At 35.2% G+C, this 19,241-nt stretch carries 20 protein-coding genes and 3 pseudogenes; 2 read left to right on the forward strand and 21 right to left on the reverse strand.

Going from position 1 to position 19,241, the window contains the following annotated elements; genetic code table 11:
• Window positions 1–28: 28 nt before the first annotated feature.
• From NQZ71_RS20720 to NQZ71_RS20745, 7 genes and pseudogenes are all read right to left on the reverse strand, one after another.
• Window positions 29–490 carry an Imm6 family immunity protein gene (locus NQZ71_RS20720; RefSeq protein WP_275007025.1) on the reverse strand — a complete coding sequence of 154 codons (462 nt, stop codon included), beginning with the start codon at window positions 488–490 and terminating at the stop codon, window positions 29–31.
• Window positions 491–591: 101 nt separating this feature from the next.
• Window positions 592–873: a hypothetical protein gene (locus NQZ71_RS20725; protein ID WP_275007023.1), complete on the reverse strand. Its 282-nt coding sequence runs from the start codon at window positions 871–873 to the stop codon at window positions 592–594.
• A 218-nt stretch (window positions 874–1,091) separates the two neighbouring features.
• Entirely contained in the window at window positions 1,092–1,766 is a 675-nt protein-coding gene (locus NQZ71_RS20730; RefSeq protein ID WP_317012289.1) for a hypothetical protein, read from the reverse strand.
• 746 nt (window positions 1,767–2,512) lie between these two features.
• Window positions 2,513–3,034, reverse strand: a complete 522-nt coding sequence (locus tag NQZ71_RS20735; protein ID WP_275007019.1) for an Imm6 family immunity protein — start codon at window positions 3,032–3,034, stop codon at window positions 2,513–2,515.
• Between the two features lie 313 nt (window positions 3,035–3,347).
• The gene (locus tag NQZ71_RS20740) at window positions 3,348–3,698 is read right to left on the reverse strand and encodes a hypothetical protein (RefSeq protein ID WP_317012290.1); all 351 of its coding nucleotides are present in this window, start codon (window positions 3,696–3,698) and stop codon (window positions 3,348–3,350) included.
• A 44-nt stretch (window positions 3,699–3,742) separates the two neighbouring features.
• Window positions 3,743–3,976, reverse strand: a pseudogene (locus NQZ71_RS26230) (SA1320 family protein); the annotation flags it as partial.
• Window positions 3,977–3,989: 13 nt separating this feature from the next.
• Window positions 3,990–4,904: a DUF1672 family protein gene (locus tag NQZ71_RS20745; RefSeq protein ID WP_317012291.1), complete on the reverse strand. Its 915-nt coding sequence runs from the start codon at window positions 4,902–4,904 to the stop codon at window positions 3,990–3,992.
• Between the two features lie 403 nt (window positions 4,905–5,307).
• Between NQZ71_RS20745 and NQZ71_RS20750 the strand changes: the two genes are divergently transcribed.
• On the forward strand, window positions 5,308–5,994 hold the full coding sequence (locus NQZ71_RS20750; protein ID WP_317012293.1) for a hypothetical protein: 687 nt from the start codon (window positions 5,308–5,310) through the stop codon (window positions 5,992–5,994).
• A gap of 295 nt (window positions 5,995–6,289) precedes the next feature.
• Here NQZ71_RS20750 and NQZ71_RS20755 read toward each other — a convergent pair whose 3' ends face one another.
• From NQZ71_RS20755 to NQZ71_RS20785, 7 genes are all read right to left on the reverse strand, one after another.
• Window positions 6,290–6,955 (reverse strand): LptM family lipoprotein, encoded by a 666-nt coding sequence (locus NQZ71_RS20755; RefSeq protein WP_317012294.1) that lies wholly within the window; start codon window positions 6,953–6,955, stop codon window positions 6,290–6,292.
• Window positions 6,956–7,192: 237 nt separating this feature from the next.
• Complete coding sequence (locus tag NQZ71_RS20760; protein ID WP_317012295.1) at window positions 7,193–7,936, reverse strand: SDR family oxidoreductase; 744 nt, start codon at window positions 7,934–7,936, stop codon at window positions 7,193–7,195.
• A gap of 84 nt (window positions 7,937–8,020) precedes the next feature.
• Window positions 8,021–8,284 (reverse strand): flavin-dependent monooxygenase, encoded by a 264-nt coding sequence (locus tag NQZ71_RS20765; protein WP_317012296.1) that lies wholly within the window; start codon window positions 8,282–8,284, stop codon window positions 8,021–8,023.
• Between the two features lie 484 nt (window positions 8,285–8,768).
• Window positions 8,769–8,894: an NAD(P)-binding protein gene (locus NQZ71_RS20770; protein WP_080714293.1), complete on the reverse strand. Its 126-nt coding sequence runs from the start codon at window positions 8,892–8,894 to the stop codon at window positions 8,769–8,771.
• Window positions 8,895–9,453: 559 nt separating this feature from the next.
• Window positions 9,454–9,918: a DUF2247 family protein gene (locus NQZ71_RS20775; protein WP_317012297.1), complete on the reverse strand. Its 465-nt coding sequence runs from the start codon at window positions 9,916–9,918 to the stop codon at window positions 9,454–9,456.
• A 12-nt stretch (window positions 9,919–9,930) separates the two neighbouring features.
• Window positions 9,931–10,083 carry a hypothetical protein gene (locus NQZ71_RS20780; RefSeq protein WP_317012298.1) on the reverse strand — a complete coding sequence of 51 codons (153 nt, stop codon included), beginning with the start codon at window positions 10,081–10,083 and terminating at the stop codon, window positions 9,931–9,933.
• A gap of 76 nt (window positions 10,084–10,159) precedes the next feature.
• Window positions 10,160–11,122, reverse strand: a complete 963-nt coding sequence (locus NQZ71_RS20785) for a hypothetical protein (protein ID WP_317012299.1) — start codon at window positions 11,120–11,122, stop codon at window positions 10,160–10,162.
• A gap of 77 nt (window positions 11,123–11,199) precedes the next feature.
• On the opposite strand from NQZ71_RS20785, the pseudogene NQZ71_RS20790 reads away from it, so the two are divergent.
• Window positions 11,200–11,297 (forward strand): annotated as a pseudogene (locus NQZ71_RS20790) (recombinase family protein); the annotation flags it as partial.
• A 500-nt stretch (window positions 11,298–11,797) separates the two neighbouring features.
• Here NQZ71_RS20790 and NQZ71_RS20795 read toward each other — a convergent pair.
• From NQZ71_RS20795 to NQZ71_RS20825, 7 genes and pseudogenes are all read right to left on the reverse strand, one after another.
• Window positions 11,798–12,250: pseudogene (locus NQZ71_RS20795) on the reverse strand (recombinase family protein); the annotation flags it as partial.
• Between the two features lie 127 nt (window positions 12,251–12,377).
• Entirely contained in the window at window positions 12,378–12,590 is a 213-nt protein-coding gene (locus NQZ71_RS20800) for a bacteriocin immunity protein (protein WP_026906919.1), read from the reverse strand.
• Between the two features lie 46 nt (window positions 12,591–12,636).
• Window positions 12,637–13,155: a SecY-interacting protein Syd gene (locus tag NQZ71_RS20805; protein WP_275007535.1), complete on the reverse strand. Its 519-nt coding sequence runs from the start codon at window positions 13,153–13,155 to the stop codon at window positions 12,637–12,639.
• Between the two features lie 30 nt (window positions 13,156–13,185).
• Window positions 13,186–14,934 carry a pre-toxin TG domain-containing protein gene (locus NQZ71_RS20810; RefSeq protein ID WP_317012301.1) on the reverse strand — a complete coding sequence of 583 codons (1,749 nt, stop codon included), beginning with the start codon at window positions 14,932–14,934 and terminating at the stop codon, window positions 13,186–13,188.
• Window positions 14,935–15,003: 69 nt separating this feature from the next.
• Complete coding sequence (locus tag NQZ71_RS20815) at window positions 15,004–15,498, reverse strand: T7SS effector LXG polymorphic toxin (protein WP_317012302.1); 495 nt, start codon at window positions 15,496–15,498, stop codon at window positions 15,004–15,006.
• A gap of 2,130 nt (window positions 15,499–17,628) precedes the next feature.
• Window positions 17,629–18,435: a DUF1643 domain-containing protein gene (locus tag NQZ71_RS20820; protein ID WP_317012303.1), complete on the reverse strand. Its 807-nt coding sequence runs from the start codon at window positions 18,433–18,435 to the stop codon at window positions 17,629–17,631.
• Between the two features lie 99 nt (window positions 18,436–18,534).
• Complete coding sequence (locus NQZ71_RS20825; protein ID WP_317012497.1) at window positions 18,535–19,191, reverse strand: vWA domain-containing protein; 657 nt, start codon at window positions 19,189–19,191, stop codon at window positions 18,535–18,537.
• Between the last annotated feature and the right edge of the window lie 50 nt (window positions 19,192–19,241).

The following is a 19,241-nucleotide window of genomic DNA, read 5'->3' on the forward strand; positions in this document are numbered from 1 at the left end:
TAAAACAAATAAATTAATAGAATTTAACTTATTTATCTAAGTTTGATAAAAGTTGCTCGTATTTCTTCTTTATTAGGAGAATAGAATCACCTTTAACTTGCTCAATAGAACTAATAAAATTCTCCACTATTGTATCATCCACTACTAGGGCAATTGGTTCTGGAAAGTATTCTACCCCCTCCTTTTCCATAGCTTTTCGACTTGTATAAGCAACTGTGTTAATAATGCAGTTCCATGCAGCGCTATCTTTCTCATTTTCGGACAGCTCTTGAATAATTGTGATTCCATTCTCTTCATCATCTAATAGATTATAAAGTTCATAACCAATTACTTCCTTGTTTTTTACCCATTTCAAGCATTTTGAAAGTGCGTTTTGTGCGAGCTGTCTATCTTCATCTTGTGAAAAGTCGCTTAAAATTTCTTTTGAGAGCAGAATAAAAAAGAGTACTTTTCCTTCATCTGATAAAATGCTGAATTTATTTTTGTTCATAATATCCCCCTAACAATCACTCAACTTCACTAAAACATAGTCTTCAGTAAATTCATATAAATAGAGTCTTAAAAGCCGTTCTTTCACTATTCAGTATTATCTTATCTCCAACGCCAATTTATAGCTCCATCTGGATAAACAGCAGGAATCTCAATTCCTCCTTTATTCCCCTTGTCATCTGTAATAAACCAGTTGCTTTCATCTAACCATCTTGCATCAAATTGATTTTCTTCAAACTCATGGTCTTCATTCGTAAGAGCCTCAAAGAATGCTTTATACTTATCGATGTTTCCTGTCAATTTCAATGTTCCATATACCCATGCACCTTCTCCAGTTGGATCCTGAATGTCACCTAGGTATTCGTCTTTAAAGTATAACTTCATTCTGTATCCACCTTATTGAATATTTCATCAAATTGATTCGGAACTTTTCCTGCATTTTTATACTCTGTATCAGAATTCCCTAGTAGCTCCTTCACTCTATCAATAATTTGTATTTCTGCTACTGAATTACTTTGTCTTGTAGAATATACTTTACACGTCTTTTTAACAACACCCTCACTACTATGCCCAGAACAAATGGAAGACTAAGGATGTTGCATTTATTTGCCATATGGCTTCTGAAGATTTATTAATTTTATAATTTCTTCCCCCTCTGCTGCTTTGATATTAACCTTTTTAGTGTTGTTGAGTATCTCTTCTGTATCTTCTTGAAGTGTTATTTCATCTACATCAGGAGGAGGTGCTTCCCAACGCATTGGAGTGTTATAAACATTTATTGTCCCATCTCCATTCCCTTTATAAGTTATGGAGCCATCAATCAGACGAGAGCCTGATAACTGTATAACCCCTTCCGGGAAGGTAGCACTGTTATTGATATTAGGGTTAATGGGTTCCCCAACTGGTATATGTCGAATATTTAATTCATCTATATCTTGATTTGCTCCAAGTTGCAACCAAACTCGTGCATATTCTATTTGTTCACTGGAATATGGTGCTAAAGGATCTTTACTGTTTTTATCATCTGTGGTTGAATCATTACTTTCACCCGATTTGTCATCAGAAGCAGTATTGGCTGATTCATTCAGGTTGGAGTCAGTTGATTGGTTCGTGTCTGTTTTTTCACCATGGTTGGTTAATGTCTTGTTGTCTGTCTCAGGGGATTCTTCTGTTTGCTTTGGCGCAGTGTTATTGGTTTCTTCGTTTGCTTTGCCGAAGCATCCTCCCAACAATATTAACGCAGCAAGTAAAACAACTAGCCTTGTAATCTTCTTCATTCGTTAAGTCAACCCTTTCGTTTGAAATACCAATCTGTGGGAATAATTTAAATTCTATATAAATTATTTTACCATAATAATCCATTTTGTGGGTTGGCACTTTCAATAAATAGCAAATATTTATCTAACAATGTCAGTTCAATCTCTTGTTTTAACCTAGGTCCTACTTTTGAGTGGCAGCCAGCTCTTTAGAAGCGAGAGATTATATTCCTCCCCTTTTCCAATAGGAGTAAATCCTTTATCCATTTATAAATAGTCACTTCAGAAACGCCATATTCGTTGCTTAATTCTTTAACAACATAGGTAACTGAATGATATAAATCCACTACTGTTTTTTGACATCTTCAATACATTTTTGTTTGTATTATTACGTCCCATATGACACATCCCTCCATGAATTACATTGTATGGACTTACTAAGTTGTGTCCAAAAAACTATACTAACTCCACTTTTTAATTTACCCTTTATAATGGACTATCTTCAAGATTTCAGGTTAGTCCTCTGGATTAACGCCATCAGGTAAAAAAAATGGCTTCACATTAATATTTGGTCGTATTTAATACAGAATTATTGTATTGTTCAGTAAGCCTATATTATGAAAGACTCTTCTTTTATCCATTTTTTCATTGTGCATATACAGCAGGATTACATGTTTTTCAATCATTAGCTTTCTCTCCTTTTTTAAACTAGTTCAAACAGCCTCTTAAAATAAAAATCACCCTAACATAGAGTTAGAGTGTTATCTTCAGTTATGAAAGAATCCAGGTACCCTATTTTCCTTAATTTGAGCACGGTTACGAATTATTTCATTTACATTATTTTGTTCTAAGAGTGTCATAAATCTTTCCGCTAGGATCTTATTGGCTTCTGTTATATGATAAAAACCATCTAAAAATTGTTCTACAAGGCTCAAATCAACGTTCTCAATAGGGGCAGGTAAATATCCTAGACCTTCATTCTGAAACACAATCCAATTTGTATAAGAGACAGCATCTACAATACAGCCAAATGCTAATTCGTTCACCTCTTCGGTTTCATCCTGCATTAGCATAAAAAGACTAGTTTCCTCTGTTCCATCATCTAACAAATTGTAAATATCATCAGCTGAATGTTCTTTAGTTTCAGCCCACTCCCAGCATGTTTCCAATGCATTCTTTGCAGCATTAAAATTTGGAGAGGTCGATAATCGTTTGATTATTGCCTCACTTAACCCTAATAAATAAACAACCTGTTTATTCGAATTTAATCTCTCAAATCTATTTAACATGTTATCCTCCACCTATTCAGCAAGCTTGCCATGTTGCAGCACGAATTCTTGTTTAACCGACACACGTACACCGTCTTTTACCTGAGTTGTTACTACTATTGACAAGTTCGGATACTTGTACGTAAATAAACATTATCATTCTCTCCCTTTCATGTTAGACCAATAGAATCATTGGCTCTGTCTTCAAAAGAACAATTTAGAAGAATAAGTGAATTAATTAATAATACAATTTTGATATGGAAATAAAGTTTAAACAATACTATCATAATAAAAAGTAACTCTAACTATTTATGTTGGAGTTACTTTTTTTTAATTAGTCATCATCACCATACATAAGGTCATCCAGTTCTTGATTTTGTTTTTGAATTTCTTTAAAACGATTTATTCTATTAACTAAATACTCAGAAGACACTTCTTTATTAGGATTTAAAACACCATCATAGAATTTTAATTCTGCTCCTAAGTCTGTAAGAGACTTAATTAATGATTCTGCTTTTTCATCTTGTTCTTCATCTTTAAATAGCACCCATTCTAATACCGGTTCTCTATTTTCTATTTTACTCTTTATATCGGATAAGCCTAAAAAAGTATTCTTTCTTACTGTTGGTATATACTTTGTAACATTATCATCTTTCTCTACAATCACAAATATTATTGATTTCATTTTGTTTCCCCCTTAAAAATCATTTTCAATAGACTCATTTAATGGCTTACCTGGTAAGCTCTTTTTATAACTACCGCCATGCCATTTTTTGGAGAGTCAAGGCCAGTTGAATCGTCCTAATGGGTATCAATAACTGTATAATCAGTATCATTAACTTGCATACCGATTCAAGTATTGGATAGTTATATGCCATGTAAGCCAGCAAGTTCAACTAAATCTTTATCATTATTTGCAGCTATACTGGTATTAATTTTTGGTGAACCTTTAAGTGTCTCTATATATTCACCTGCTTTATTCCTTAATAATGTAATCCGGGAAACCACGTTTTATTGAATTTTCTTTAGCCCCTTCAGCACTTTGTTTATCAATGAAGTTATCATTGAGCGAGAAGCTATAGGTACCAGTTGGTATTGAATCCATCTCCTCTAACTCTTTTGTAACTTGGTTGAATATTTCTTCACTTGGTTTTGCCTGCTTGTCAGCCATAAATAACTGAATATTAATTTTGAAATTTTCAGCCTTAAACAAGTTCTCATCATAGGCATTCCGCAAATTTTCTGCACTTTCATCAGGATTGCTTATATAAAGGTCATAAACAGGTTTAATCGCCTCTTCTTTACTTGTTAGCGCTAAAAAATAATACGGAGTCATATATCCATGTCCACCAACATTTTGGAGAGCTTCTTTTGTTTTACCAGTAACTTGCCCTTTTGCTGCAAGCGACTCAAGGTAACTATCAAGCTTTTTGAATTCTTCATTAAAAATCATGTGATATAATCCGCCTTTAATGGCATTTTCCACCTGGTATTCTTCTGCCCAAATTTTATCTGTCAACACTTGCTTTCCTTGTTCATCAATTGGTACAACGGCATAAGTATAGAAATGTACTTTCCCTTTGGATTCTACAAAAATCGTTGCCCCATCACTGCTACCGACTACATTATGTACATAAACATCCGTTTTATAGTTATCCTTAAAAAACTTTAAAGCTGCTTCTTCTATCTGGTTTTTGTTCTTTTCAGCAAGTTTATCGGTATCTTTTCCATATGACAGAGCATAACCTTCGCCTATATAATCCTGAACGCTCACCAAGCTGTCGTTAAAAGGTTCAGCTTGTGTTTCTTTAGTATTATTCATACCAGAACAGCCTCCAAGCATTATTGATAACCCAATACTGCAGAGCAAAATTTTTGTATTCTTGACCATAGTTAGTATCTCCTCCCTAAAGGACTGTTCCATATCTATAATTGATTGTAGCGAATAAAGTTATATATACAATTCAAAAGGTGAAAAGTCACCCTTTTTAAGCAGAAAAGAGGAAAGTCAGGAATAGGCTCCTCATTAGCTTACTTAAAAAGATAAGAAGGTAATCAAACGTAGTATAAAAATGGAAGATTACTTGATAGATATGGTTCACTTGTTAATGCTGACAGTATATTTTTGAACTTTAATTATAAAGCCCTGAACCAATTGAAAGGGTATAAACTCCCATGACAAAAAGGAAATAATTGTTTATACTCACTTTTGGAAACTTCTTCCTTGTTTTAAAGAATGGGAGAACAAATAATAGCTAATCATTATATGGCTAATAACATCGGGGGAAACAGATATGAAAGAATTAGTAATAAAAAAAAGAATAGTGCTTCGGTGCTTCGCTGTATTGGCTTTAATGCTGATTATTGGCGGATGTGGAGAGAAAAAAGAAGCTGGCGGGAACAAACAAGAAGATGAAAAAGCGACTGAATCATCACATGATGCGGACTCCGTTAAATCGAATACTAGTGATTCCGAAAAAGTATATGATGGAAGTACAAATGAGCCAAACGTCTTCGAGTTGGATTGGGATGAATTTAAAAGTCGCTGGGAACAAAATTTAAACAGCCTTGGTCGCCCGGAACTTGGTACCATAGAAAATGAGCAAGAAAAGGAAAGTGCTTATGGTTTATTAAAATCTGGAACATTGGATGAAACCGAGTTATTTGGTTTGTCTGCTAATACGGATCGAGATACAGGCAAAATAATAACTGTAGTAGCTTCTGGTTTTGAAAGCGAGGAAGGTATAGAGAGTGGTAATAGCGTATTCTTTGCTGCATCCGCATTAATAGACGTTGCTGATCCTACACTCTCAACTAATAAGGTTCTGGAACTAACCGAAAAATTAGATCTATACGGTACGATTACAGATGAAGGGCAAATTGTCATAGAGGAAAATGGTTTGATATATACTTCTATGGCTCAAGAGACAGCTGATATGGGACCACTTGTTTCGTTAACTATTCAGAAGGCAGCAGAATGATTTTTTGCTAATAAAAAGATAATATTTAAAAAGAGTGGGTGATTAGTTAAAAGAGCTAGTCATCCTTGTGTTTCCTATGAACAAGACAAATGAGATGCACATACAACTATATATTGTTCGATTAATTGGATTTCTGTCCAACACACAATTGAACTGCAAAATCATTATTGTGTGAGACCTCTTTCCACTTGCATTCTAGTTTTTGCTGATAATCCTTAGTAATCAGCTATAAAAAAAGAGTGAAAAAAACTACAACAAAAGAGCAGGAAACAATACCCGCCCTTTTGTAAATCTACTATTCGAATGAATATTCTACTTCTTGTATTGAAGTTATGTCTTCATACGTCTCTCCATCCATAGAAGGAGCAAAAACAAACTTAATTTTTGAGATATCCTCCGCTTCCTCTAGTTTGAAAATGAATCCATCATCAAACTCCTTTGTTACTTTACCTGCGAATGGCGCCAAGCTATCAGCTTCCGTGTAGATAATGTCATTTCCTAATCTATCAACCTGCTGTCCTTTATCTGTTACCACATGCTTTAAACCGTCCCAAGCAATGTTCTTATCTTCCTTGTTTTCCACCTCATAGCGTACCTGCACATAGACATATTCATCTTTAATGTCATCTGCAGCCTGCGAAGCAATCTTTAGCACATCTATATGCTCTTGTGTAACATTCGTCATTTTAAATAGTCTCATATCTTTAATTGTTACTGCTAATGGTGAAACATCAATCGTTTTATTTATTTCCTTCATTTTCAACAACTCAAGCATGCCATCCTTCGTTTCTGCCTTTTGACCAGCTTTAGTAAGCTCCGATCGGGCAGCTTCTGTAGATGTCATATTTTGCTCATCAGCCTTTTTTTCTACTTCTGCTGAAGATATTTCTGCATCATTGCCACATGCAGCAAGAAATAAGCAAGTTGCTAATACTAGTGATGTTACTAACTTCTTTTTCACTTATAGTCCCCCAATATATGTAATTCGTCCATATTATACCAAATAAAATATAATAATTGGGGTTTATTTCCTTTTTCAGTTCTTTAATCCTAGTACTGTTATGTGTAAATAAGCCTATGACTAGATTGGGAGTATCGAGGTCAATGTTCTTAAAAAAACATCAAAATTAAATTATCCGAACTAAGCAATTAAAAAAACAGTAAAAAATTCTTATACCCTTTGTATTATCACTTTGTTCTACTTATTACGTAGAAACTGTTCGAAGGTAACTTCCCCCTTCTGAATATTTATATTTGTGTTCTTTCCTTCAACGAAAGCCTTAGATATCCTACCCGGCAAAGAAACATCAAATACTAAATTCTCTTCTTTCTTCGTGTTAATTTTTACTTCAGCCATCTCTCTAATTGTCATTATCTCAGGTCCACCATAGTCCTCCACCCTTTCTTGGGGACCTATATCCACCAAATCAATTAGATGCATAGCAAATTCATGCACGTCTACACTCTGCACCTTCCATCTCCCTGGAATGACATATCTGTTAAAGAAAGGTTTGGATAAAAGTAAATTTTCTACAAATCCATGAAATTGCGTGGCACGTGCAATTGTGTAAGGAACAGTACTTTTACTTAACAGTTCTTCGGCTTCTAACTTCAGTTGATAGTATTTCCAAGGTATTTCTTCGATGCCCACGATGGAAGGATAAATAAAGTGCTGTATATGTTGTAACTTACTCAACAGATTTCCTAAACCTTCTATTTCTACCTTTTTGATGTTTTTCATTGGGCTTGTTGCTGCATGAATGACGACATCTACATCCTTTACAGCATCTTCCAATCCCTCTCCTGATACCAAATCGCTATAAACCCAATCCAACTGTTGCCAATCTCGAGGTCTTTTTCTAGAGGTTATCTTAACCTTGTATTCAGTATCTTTTAGACGAAACAGCAAGGCGGAACCTAAATAACCTGTTGAACCTGTCACCAACACTCTCACGTCGAACACGACCCTTCTGAGACTATTTCTTTATATTGTATTATTCGTTTGTCTTCTGCTTTATACGTCTTATTATAAGAATAACGTGATATAAAATAAGCCACCGAGCAAAACAATGTTCCCAAACACAAAGCGGTTAATTGGTGGCAGAACATAAATATCATGCTGGAGCAATTGATTATCAGAGGTTTGCGCCAGTATCTCAGGTATCGGGTCATGGTAGCCTTCAAATATTTTAATCAAGTTCTGTACAGTAAAGTTTCTTAATGGAGAATTCTTAAATTTGGCATTAACGCAAGCGAACCAATAGATTCGATTGTCCTGTAAAGGAACCAAACCAAAGCTTCCCTTCCGGCCCCAAGTTTCTATAAATACTTTCGGATTGTATCCTCTCAAGATTGGTTCAGTCTGTACAACAGCCCTCCAACAGGTGTATCCCGCATACCTGGGTTTAACATTTGGCATTAGAGTATCACGAATGGTAGAATGAATACCATCAGTAAATCTCCTTCCTCTGTTGTACCGTCTTCAAACAATACTTTCACACCGGAGTCATTTTGTTCAAAGCGACTTCAAGTCTTTCCAGTATGAACAATTTGCTGCAGACCTAAGGAGTTTATTAGCAACTCTAAGAGTTTTCCTCGCTCAATGGCAACATTGTCAAGTCCATACTTGCGACTAATTAAAGCTGTGTCCGTCTGTTGTAGGATTTTCCCCTCAGATGTAAGGATGCGAAGTTCATCCAATACTTTCCCTTCCCGAGCAACTTGATCATCTACACCTAGCTGCTGCAATGCCCGAAAAGCATTCGAGCTAATTCTTAGTCCGGACCTGCGTAACGCACTTCAGGCTTACTCTCAAAAACTTCTACTTCCATCCCAATTTTACGAAGGGCAATGGCTGTGCTAAGTCCTCCAATTCCTGAGCCTATGATGATTACTTTCATCGTATCACCGCTTTCACGTAATTATAATCCAACCTTTTAGAATTAATTACTAGCCAAGTCTTTATAATGTTTAAAAATAGAGTAAAAGAAACAAAGTGTTTACGGCTTCAAATAAGCCAACTATCCAGTATAATGAACCGATAACACTTCATGAAATAAATTAACAAGGTAAACGAAAACTCACCAATTTACCTCTATATAACTCAAATGCAACATATCTTAAAACAACTAATGCTCGTAGTGAAATACTTCTTCTCTACTTAGATATGTTTTTTATTCATTTTCAATAATCCCTACTAACCATAAACAATATGTTATTTTATAAAAAAATGCTCCATTTACTCTTATTTTGGAAATGAAGTTACTGGAGCGGCTACACTTAGCGCCTATTTGTTCCTCCACAATATTAATTCTATATTTCTATTGGTTTTAATTGATGAATTTATCTTTTATCTCACATGCACCACTTATTTAGCCGATTACCCCCAGCTATTTGGTCTGGTTAACTTTGCTAAAAATCCGCTATTTGTTCAAAGTAAGATAACTAACTAAATCTCACTCACTCTAATTTTAAAAATTTTTCAAACCTATTTACCATATCGTCTTTCGTACTTGGGACTTCTTGAGGCAGATAATTAACAAAACTCACCATATCTTTTGGATAGTGATGATTTCCATAAAACTCTGCAATTTTATTTAATAATTCATTATCTTCTTTACATCTTTCTTTTATTTGAGATAAACAAACAAATCTGAGTTTTCTATTCTCCTCTACTAATATTGCGCTTTCTTCATCTAATTCAGGAAAGAAATTAGTTTTTATTTCTAGCATAACTTTATCTAAATCTTCACTAGATACTCCCCATGCAAGTTCACTAACAAACTCACTTTCATCACCAATCTCCATTAATTCAACCGCATAGTCAGAGATAACGTCTTTACTAAAATAATTTTCTTGGACACCTACAAAAATAGTTTTCCAGTCATACTTAATATTTTTATTTTTTAAGTCTTTTAAGTTCATATAATTCACCTACTATTTTTTTTGAACTGGATTTGGCTTACCTGTTATAACACCATTTTCAATAAATCTCCAGTGACTCAACAATCCATTTGGCTCAACAAATCCTTTCAAAAACACCCTTTTTACCATTATTACTCCCCATAACTTGATAAAATTCCCTTTCAATCTCATCACCACCTACCAGTGGAAACTTCTTCGAAAATCTTGAATAATTATCAATAACATCCGAAAAACCATGTTCCTATGGTACATGTGGGAACTCTTTTTCTATAAAAGGTCTCCCTTTTTCGTCTCTTCCCCAAACTGGTTTAACTTCATCAACCTTTTCCCTACTTCCAACTCGTTTTCCATCTATAATAGGACCTTCAAGTTCCTCAATCACTTTAGATTTAGAACCACTGACTTGCTGACCAGCTATTTCCGAGCCCTTTCTAACTTCAGTATTAACCTTATTTCCCTTTACCTTCTCTTTTATCCTCGCCAAATCACCTTTAGAAACCTTAATCGGCCTACCAGAAATCTTCCTACCTCTAAAACCATAAACACTCCCAATTAAACTGCTAAAGATAATGGAATTAGATTCTAGCTTCGATAACTCTTCTCCAGTCCAAAGATTATATCCTTCTTTGGCTGCTTGGATTTGTTCGAGGTAAATATCTGAATCAGGCTCGTTGTCTAACTTGATTTCTCCATTTTTTAAAGCCTCATTATATGCTAGGCTGGTTTTGGCTGCATCTTGATCTGTGCGGCCATTTTTACTGAGAACCCATGTATTGCCTACGAGCTTTTTCTCGTATTGGCTGAAGTCGTACTTCACTTCTGTTTTGCCAGCGATTTTCTTAATGGTGTTTTCTTTGCTGGTGCTTTTAACGGAGTGATTGGAAACTCCTTTGACGTTTTTGTTTACATCGTCTGATTTAAACATAGCCATACTTGGACCAAGTGGGGAGAGCTGATTGTTTGGTTGTAAAACACTTGTCAGGAAGCCTTTAAAGGTTAATTTGCTATTGCTTAATCCTGTTTTAATTAGCTGGTATGTTTTATTGACTGGTATTTCACTCATTCGAACGGCTTCTTTTATCATGCTAGGGGCATATGGGACAAATGGTATTGCTCCAATCATGCTTTGGGTGATGCTTGCTTGGCGCTGTTTTCGGAAAGGTCGTCGGCAGATAAGGGGCTGTAGGGAATTTGACTCCTTCATCTAGTTTGACACTGCAAACAAAAAAACACTTGATCCTTAATACAATCAAGTACTTTCTGCATATTAAATAGGGTCATCCATTTTACAGTATCCATAAGAAAGACCCGAATGATTTCTTAGTAAACGGCTTGATGGATTTATTAGACAATACCAACGGCTTGAAATTGCCCTGAAAAATCCATGTCATAACTACCGCTGACATGTAAAATGTCATCTCGCCTAATTATCGTACTTTTCTTACTATCCAAGTATTGAAACGATACTCAATGATGATACAACCATCATGAGCTTTCGATTCTCAAACAAATCACATTCTTATTGTCTCACTCAAAAATCTTCACTTTTTATTATTCACTATCTTTATGTATCCGTATCGATACCACCTTTAGCATTACGAGCTTTGTCATTGTCTTTAGTTTGTGGGTTTTGCAGTATCAAAAGTCCCCACACCATGAAAATGTCAAATCACCCAATTATCGTACTTTTCTTATTATTCCAATATAAAATAAAACTCCATGATGGCAGTACCTTCATGGAGTCTCTATTTTCAAACGTATCATTGCTCTTTTTGTCCAACTCAAATATTTTAATTGTATTTTAGTTCACTTGCTTTATGTGCCTATACGTAAAACCCTTTCATATAACTAGTTTAGGCACTAGAGTGCTCTAAACACGTTACCTTTCCTCTTTTCCATTAGCGATAATGCCACCATATTGATACTTACCTGAATAGAAATTCCTTCTATCCAATATTCGCTTTACTTGGACTTTCGTAAACAACTTTCCTTGTTTCGTTCGATGTCCTTCTTCATTCAATCGTTCTGCCAGTTGTGTTAATGTCCATAAAGGATACTGTTCCTTTAGGTCAAACACTCTTTGAACGGTTTTCGCTTGTCTATCATCTATGACAAGACTTTTCTTACCTTTTTCCACTTTGTAGCCTAATGCAACATTTCCTCCTGCATAGCCACCCTGTTGGGCTTTCTTGTTTCTCCCTCTCCCTAGCTTTAAAGAAATTTCTAATCGTTGATATTGGACTAATAACTCCATTAAGCCATTGATTAAAAAGTCGCTAGGGTCTTTCTTGTAAATGCTATATTGAGGTTGCTCAATACTCCGAATGTCCACTTAATTTTTCTGTCCAGATAAGTGTAGACGCTCCAGAATTGTTCGACACTGGGTAGCCCCACATAAAAAAAAGAAACCTTGAAGTGAATAGCCCTTCAAGGTTCTACAAAGAGTATTCTATATACAATTATTTTTCTTCTTTATATGCTAATGCAATCTCCACTACTTCCTCTGGTGATAAATCCTCATCGTTCCAAAAAATTAAGTCACTGGGAGCAGGGTGAGGAACATTTTCTTCTAAGATTTCTATATATTCACTTACCTCTTCATCAGATAGCATAGGATTATATATTTTATTTACTAGTTCAACTAGTTCTTTAACGGTTAGTTTCTGATACATAATTGTGTACTTATCCTTGTTGAGATATTCGACACTAAATAAAATGCTATCTTTTCAGTCTCAAATTCCCTATTAATTCTTGGATATTCTCAGCAATATGCTCAAATGTCCCTCTTTCAAAATCTTCTAATTGTATTATTCCATTATTGTTCTCAATAACCACCAACAAACCATTCCCTTCAATCCCAATAGGTATCTTCTTTAAACTATCCCCATGATTTTCTTTATATCCTTTCAGTGACTCTCGGAATGAACTTATCTCGCTATTCGGTAGCACAGGCTCTAATGCAATATAGTGTTCCTGATAAAATCCATCTAAATCTGCAAACCAATATGAGTTAAAATATTCCACTATTGATTTATGCAATTTTATATCAAATTCATCTTCTAAACTTGTAAAGTCCTGTAAAACAGTCCTTTCTACAGGTTTCCATGAGATATATTCTTCCTCATCAACTTCTCCATCATAAATTATTAGGTTATCTTCACTACTAATTGGTGTTTTAAATAAAAAATCTAAACCTTCATTAGCTATCTCTTTTCTCATTTGAAAGTATATCTGCATTGCTTCTTTTATTGACAAAGTTATCACCCTTTACTTATTTAAAAATTTTTCAAGTAATTCAGCATACTCACTGTCATTTCCCCAAACACCTGCAGCTTTTTCCGCATTATGTATACCACCTGTTCCTGGGTGTAGCTTGGAAGGCACTGCAACTGCTTGACCACCCCCACCTACATGATGATGGATTAATTTATCATTATATAATTCCTTTATATCATATTGAGGGAAGTGTTCTCTATATGTTTTATCATTTATCGGAGAGAAACCCAATTGAATTTTTTGTTTATTTGCTTTACTTAAACTTTCTGGATGTTTATTCATTATTTCTTTCCAATAAAAGTCTTTATCACGTAACCAGCCTTCTGAATTGGTTCCTGCTTTACTCTTACCCACATAAGGCATTTCTACTGTAATTCTTGGGTCTGCAGTATATTTTTCTTCTAATTTTTTTAAATCAGCATTCCTATAAGTTCTTATAGGATGATTAACCTTATCTATACCCTTAGTAACTTCAGTATTACCCCTATTTCCCTTAACCTTCTCTTTAACCTTCGCCAAATCACCCTTAGAAACCTTTATCGACCTACCAGAAATCTTCCCACCTCTAAAACCATAAACACTCCCAATTAAACTGCTAAAGATAATGGAATTAGATTCTAGCCTCGATAACTCTTCTCCAGTCCAAAGATTATATCCTTCTTTTGCTGCTTGGATTTGTTCAAGATAGATATCTGATTCTGGTTCGTTATCTAATTTGATTTCGCCCTTTTTTATAGCTTCATTATATGCCATACTGGCTTTGGTAGCATCCTGATCAGTACGGCCGTTTTTACTAAGGACCCATGTATTGCCAACGAGCTTTTTCTCATATTGGCTGAAGTCATACTTCATTTCTGTTTTACCAGCGTTTTTTATAGGTGTACTTTCTTTGCTGGTACTCTTAACAGAATGATTGGAAACTTTCTTTACGTTATTGTTTACATCGTCTGACTTAAACATAGCCATACTTGGACCAAGTGGAGAGAGTTGGCTGTTAGGTTGATAAATATTTGTCAGAAAGCCTTTATATTTTAATTGGCTTTTGCTTAATCCAGTTTGCACTAGCTGGTATGTTTTATTGACTGGTAGTTCGCTGATTCGAGCTGCTTCTTTTACCATGCCAGGGGCAAATGGGACAAATGGTATTGCTCCAATCATGCTTTGGGTAATACTTGCTTGGCGCTGTTCATTAGTGAGCTTGTTGCCGAACATATCTTTTCCTGTTATATATTCCGATAGTCCATTTGCTGAAATAAGGCCATATATGCCCATTTCTGTTTGTTCTAGTTTAGTAAAGGTGTGGACATTTTTATAAGCGTCAAGCGCATGATCAGCTGTATTAATCGCTTTCGTTGCTGAATAGATGCCTTTGCCGCCTTTAAGGGCTCTTCCTGCCCAGCCGACAATTGGGATGAAGCCTGCTGCTGCCATTGCGCCAGCCGCTACTCGTTGTCCTTCCGTTAACTTTGCACCTGTAACGGGATCAACTCCGTCTTTAGCTCGTATGTAGTCATAATAACCGGTTAACTCGCCGGCGAAGGTTTTCGTGCCCTCCCATAGGTCTTCATACCATGGGCGGTTTGCTATTTCCCTCGCTTCTTTCTCTTCCTTTTTAAAGGAGAGGTAGCTGTTAGTTTGTGTCTTTGCTTCTACCATGGACTGATATGCATCACTCGATTGATAGGCTTCTGCATCAAAATGGATGGGTGAAATACTGCTTCCTTGTCTTGTTGCTTCCATTAAAGATTGGAAAAGAGCTTGAACATAGTGCTCTTCTCCTTCTGAAGAAAGGTATTCATCTTTTAACTCTTAATCGACTTCCCCAACTGCATCGATCGTTTTGGTCCGTTTTTTGTTTGCAACCATCATCAAATCGTCAAAGCGGGAGCGGGAAAAAGGCGTTAAAGACACTAGATCATCAATGTCCCTAAAAATTTGCTCCATGGCCCTTCGTTGTTCACTAATCATTTCGTCTGCCTGACGTTCTTTATATGCAAGCTCCTCTTTTAAAAAAGCTGTTTCCACACGAGTATGGCCACCTAATTCTTTATCTTCTAGCCTTGCGCTTACTCCTTCAAAGAAGGCAATCTGTCTGTCAATCAGTCGCTGCCAGGCATTCACCACTTCCAATTGTCCTAGGTAGAAACCTTTAATAGCTTCCGCACCCTTGCCTTCAAAATCATCTAAATCAACAATTCCCTGTAATGCTTTATGAAGTAGTGTAAACTGTGTGCGCAGCTCTTTATAATGCTTTACCCTTGCCTTCATTGTATCACGTAAACTAGATGCATCTAAAACTTTCATTCTCTCGCCTCTCTTTATAGAGATATTAGCCTTTTAACAAGCTGCCAACATATCCCATATATTGCTATTTTAAAAAAGAGAGATAGTACTTTATATAGGAAAAAAGATACAAATTCAAAAAGCATATGGAGAAAAGCTAAATTATCAATTATGAATTGCTTACGAGAGAAATTGATGTAAGAGCATTTATATTAATACAAGTTCCCAGTGAGTAATTTAAATGATCAATTATTCGTAGATTAAATAGACAGAAAAGAGTATATACAAATGACTTAATACCTATCGGCTAATCTTGTTTAAAGTAGACATATTCAATCAGATTTTCAATACATGACCGGATTATCTTTTTCTAGGTTTTCAAATTGCAAATAAGTATCATCTTTTTAAGCATATGTTTTCTTATTTCCCTGATATCGAATTATATCTTGCTTATGCTTCGATTTGTTTTTTGTTACTAATTATTGAATTAGGTTAACCTGGAACGCCATGCAGTGTAAACTCTTGTGTGGGAGTTAACAGTCTGTAGAAAAAGCTAATAAAAGGTTCTTTTAATGTTGGTCTGTTTTTAATAAATCTTTTTGAAGAAACAAAAACAACCACAGAAACCAGCTAAACTGCCACTTCTAAGCAATAAAACTACATGAGCTATGAAAATGCGCGATTTGACTTTATTGTTCAGTAGCCTTGACCTTGATAAAAACCTTTTATGGCTTCACGCCTTTTCCTTAGATATTTTCATTTTTTAAATCCCAACTATATAGATAAATTAATATGTAAAGAAAGGAATATCTAATTAAAAATGTAACCTCCGTGTTATCATAGTTATTTATTACACACTCTCCACTGTTAGTTTCTCACCAATAACCCAAATACCCTTGTCAACCTTTCTCATTCCTCACCCGAAACTTCAACTAATCCATTGAAAAATGCTGTATATTGTTCGTAGTGAATCCAGGACATAGATTTTGTATGTTTTTTAAGATTTTCACCTTTGTTCCAATTGTAGGTACGCCAAACCTTAACGTGTAGAGTTGGGAATTCAGATGACTTCCATATATGAGTATAGAAGGCAGGTAATACAGTTGAGGTGCCTGTAATAGAGCTTATTTCACTTTTAAACTTATTAAAGGTCATTTTGTTATCCCGAAACTTTAATCCAGCATTTATATGCCCTTGTTCCGTTGCTTTTGCTTTAGCCTGTTTATTTTGTGGTGTTGCTTGTGCTACATAATACTTTTTTCCATCTATGTTAACCTTCGAACTACTTCTCGACCGATACTTTCCCTAACTTCCAATCATCAAATAATTAACCGCATCCACCAGCTCTTGGGTAACCTCTGTTTCACTCTTAACAACAACTAATAAATGATGATAGAAGGCATGAGAATATTTTAGTTAATTAAATTGAGTTACAGCCGTAGATAGTTCTTCCCCCGTAAAACGGTATTCCCATTTATAATTCTCGTTCATGCCATAATGGGATAGTACCTTCTATTGCATTTTCCCATTAATATAATGCCCTGATAACTCTGACAATCTACCATTTGCCCACTTTTGTTGGGATGTAGTTAACCAAGAATCATCCTCAATATTTTCATATTCAATTTCATGTACGAAAGCAAGATAGTATTGGGTTACATCTTGAGGAGATTTATCTATGTAACCCTTAATTTTCCTAACATCAGCTGTAAAAGGCTTTCCGCCAAACAAGCCTTGTATTTGATTTCAACAATAGCAAGAACTGACTCTACCTCATCCTTTAAATAATCATTGATCCTGGATAAACATAAAGCTTTACAATTGCAAGATCTGCTACAAAGCCTTTATAAAAAGTATTCAGTGTAAATCCTTACGGTGTTCTGTTCAAAAAAATGCTGAAGCCTTGTCCAGAGGTGGTAATAAAGAGCATTCTTGAGTGTATCCTCTTTAAGCAAATAGAATGATTTATAATCCTTTGATATATTTAATATCCACACTTCTTTTATAACTCTATCTATTACCTCTTGCAGCCCTCTTAAATCCATAAGTACACGTCTTCTATCCTCGCTACATTGATACAGTCATTATCATAACAAACTGCTAAAATATGGAAAAGCGTAGATACTAAAAGAGAGCATGTCACTTGTCTAATTAGATAAGTAACATGCTCCCTTTTAGCAGTACTATAAATTGGAATTCAATATATCTTTCTAGAGTTAGCACATAGTGTTTTTTTGAATTTGGAAATTCCTTTTCAATAGCTGCTTTCAAAGTAGGAGTCATCAGACTACCTCCATTATAGGTCCCTCTGTTGATAATCCCCTTGTAACGACCCACATAATCCTTAGCTGAGCTTTCACTTAAATGATATTCCTGTATTAAAAAGTCTTTATATCTCCGCATAAGAACTTCAAAATCTTGACCTTGATGCTCAATAGCTGGAACAGTTCTGTCCAATTTCGGTACTCTCTTTATCGATCTTTTATACGGAAGAAGTTCTACATCATTTGAAAGGTATAATGGATGTCTAGGATATCCGTCTCTAGTTAGTGGTCCCAAACTATCAATGTCATAACCATCTAAAAGTTGGTCAATCTCTATATCTCTTTGGTGAATTGTGCAGTTTTCTCCCCAGGCTGCAATTATCTTATCAGCACTATTTAATGCTCGAATTAAATACTTATAATTTTCTCTCCCAATTGCTTCACTTTTTTCTAAATCTTTAAGTTCTTTATATTTAGGGGTAATGTAAGCAAATAGATTCACTACATCCAACGAGCCATATCCAAACTTTTTTGCGAAATTTATTATTCTTTTAGTTGTCCTATCATCTTCTTTATCGTTTGCCAAGCTAGGATTAAGCATAATAAAAACAACTTTAGGACCTTTTTCATTCCAGTCACGCGTTAAAGAATATCTATATTTCCTATATTCATCAAAGATAGCTGACCTTTTCATTGAAACCTCTCCTTTTCAATTACCAATAAGGCTAACAATCTTACGATCTTAGGCACGATCTAACCGATCACTTTCTGAAATTAACTACCAGAACTCCCCCTAGTAATCGTTTCTCGAACGTTGATTATAATCTCGTTCAATTCTTTCTTTCCAACTTCGGTCGATTTTTTTTCCGTGTCGTAGCTTTATTACTGCCTCACTTACCATTTCATAGTTTAATTTTGTTCCTACATTGGCCGCATGATAGTCAACTGCAAAGTCCTCATTGATTCCAAATTGTGCAGCAGTTGAAACAGCATCAATATTGGCCCCTAGAAACATGAAATCCCATCCGTGTTTCTCTTTTTGGTGTTCTATCATTTTCTTTATTTTGCTAAGGGAGAATTCACGACTGGCATTTTCCATACCATCCGTTGTGATGATGAAAAGTACCTGACCCGCTCGTTCTTCTACACTGGTGCGCTTCTGTATATTTACAACTTTTTGGATGGTAAAGCCGATTGCATCCAATAATGCTGTCGTCCCACCTACTTCATAATCCTTATCAGTAATAGGTGAAATACCTCTTACATTGATGTGATCGTGCAATAACTCATAACCATGATCAAATAATACAGTAGTGACAAAAGCTTCTCCTTCGGCTTTTTTTTGTTTATTCAGCATTGAATTAAAGCCACCTATTGTATCCGTTTCCAGCCCCGACATTGAACCACTCTTGTCTAAAATAAACACTATCTCGGTAATACTCTTTTTCATCACTTTTCATCCTCCACTCTTCATTTCTTCATTTTACTTATAAATGAAGG

It is taken from the genome of Niallia taxi (genome assembly GCF_032818155.1).
GTDB lineage: Bacteria > Bacillota > Bacilli > Bacillales > Cytobacillaceae > Niallia > Niallia taxi_A.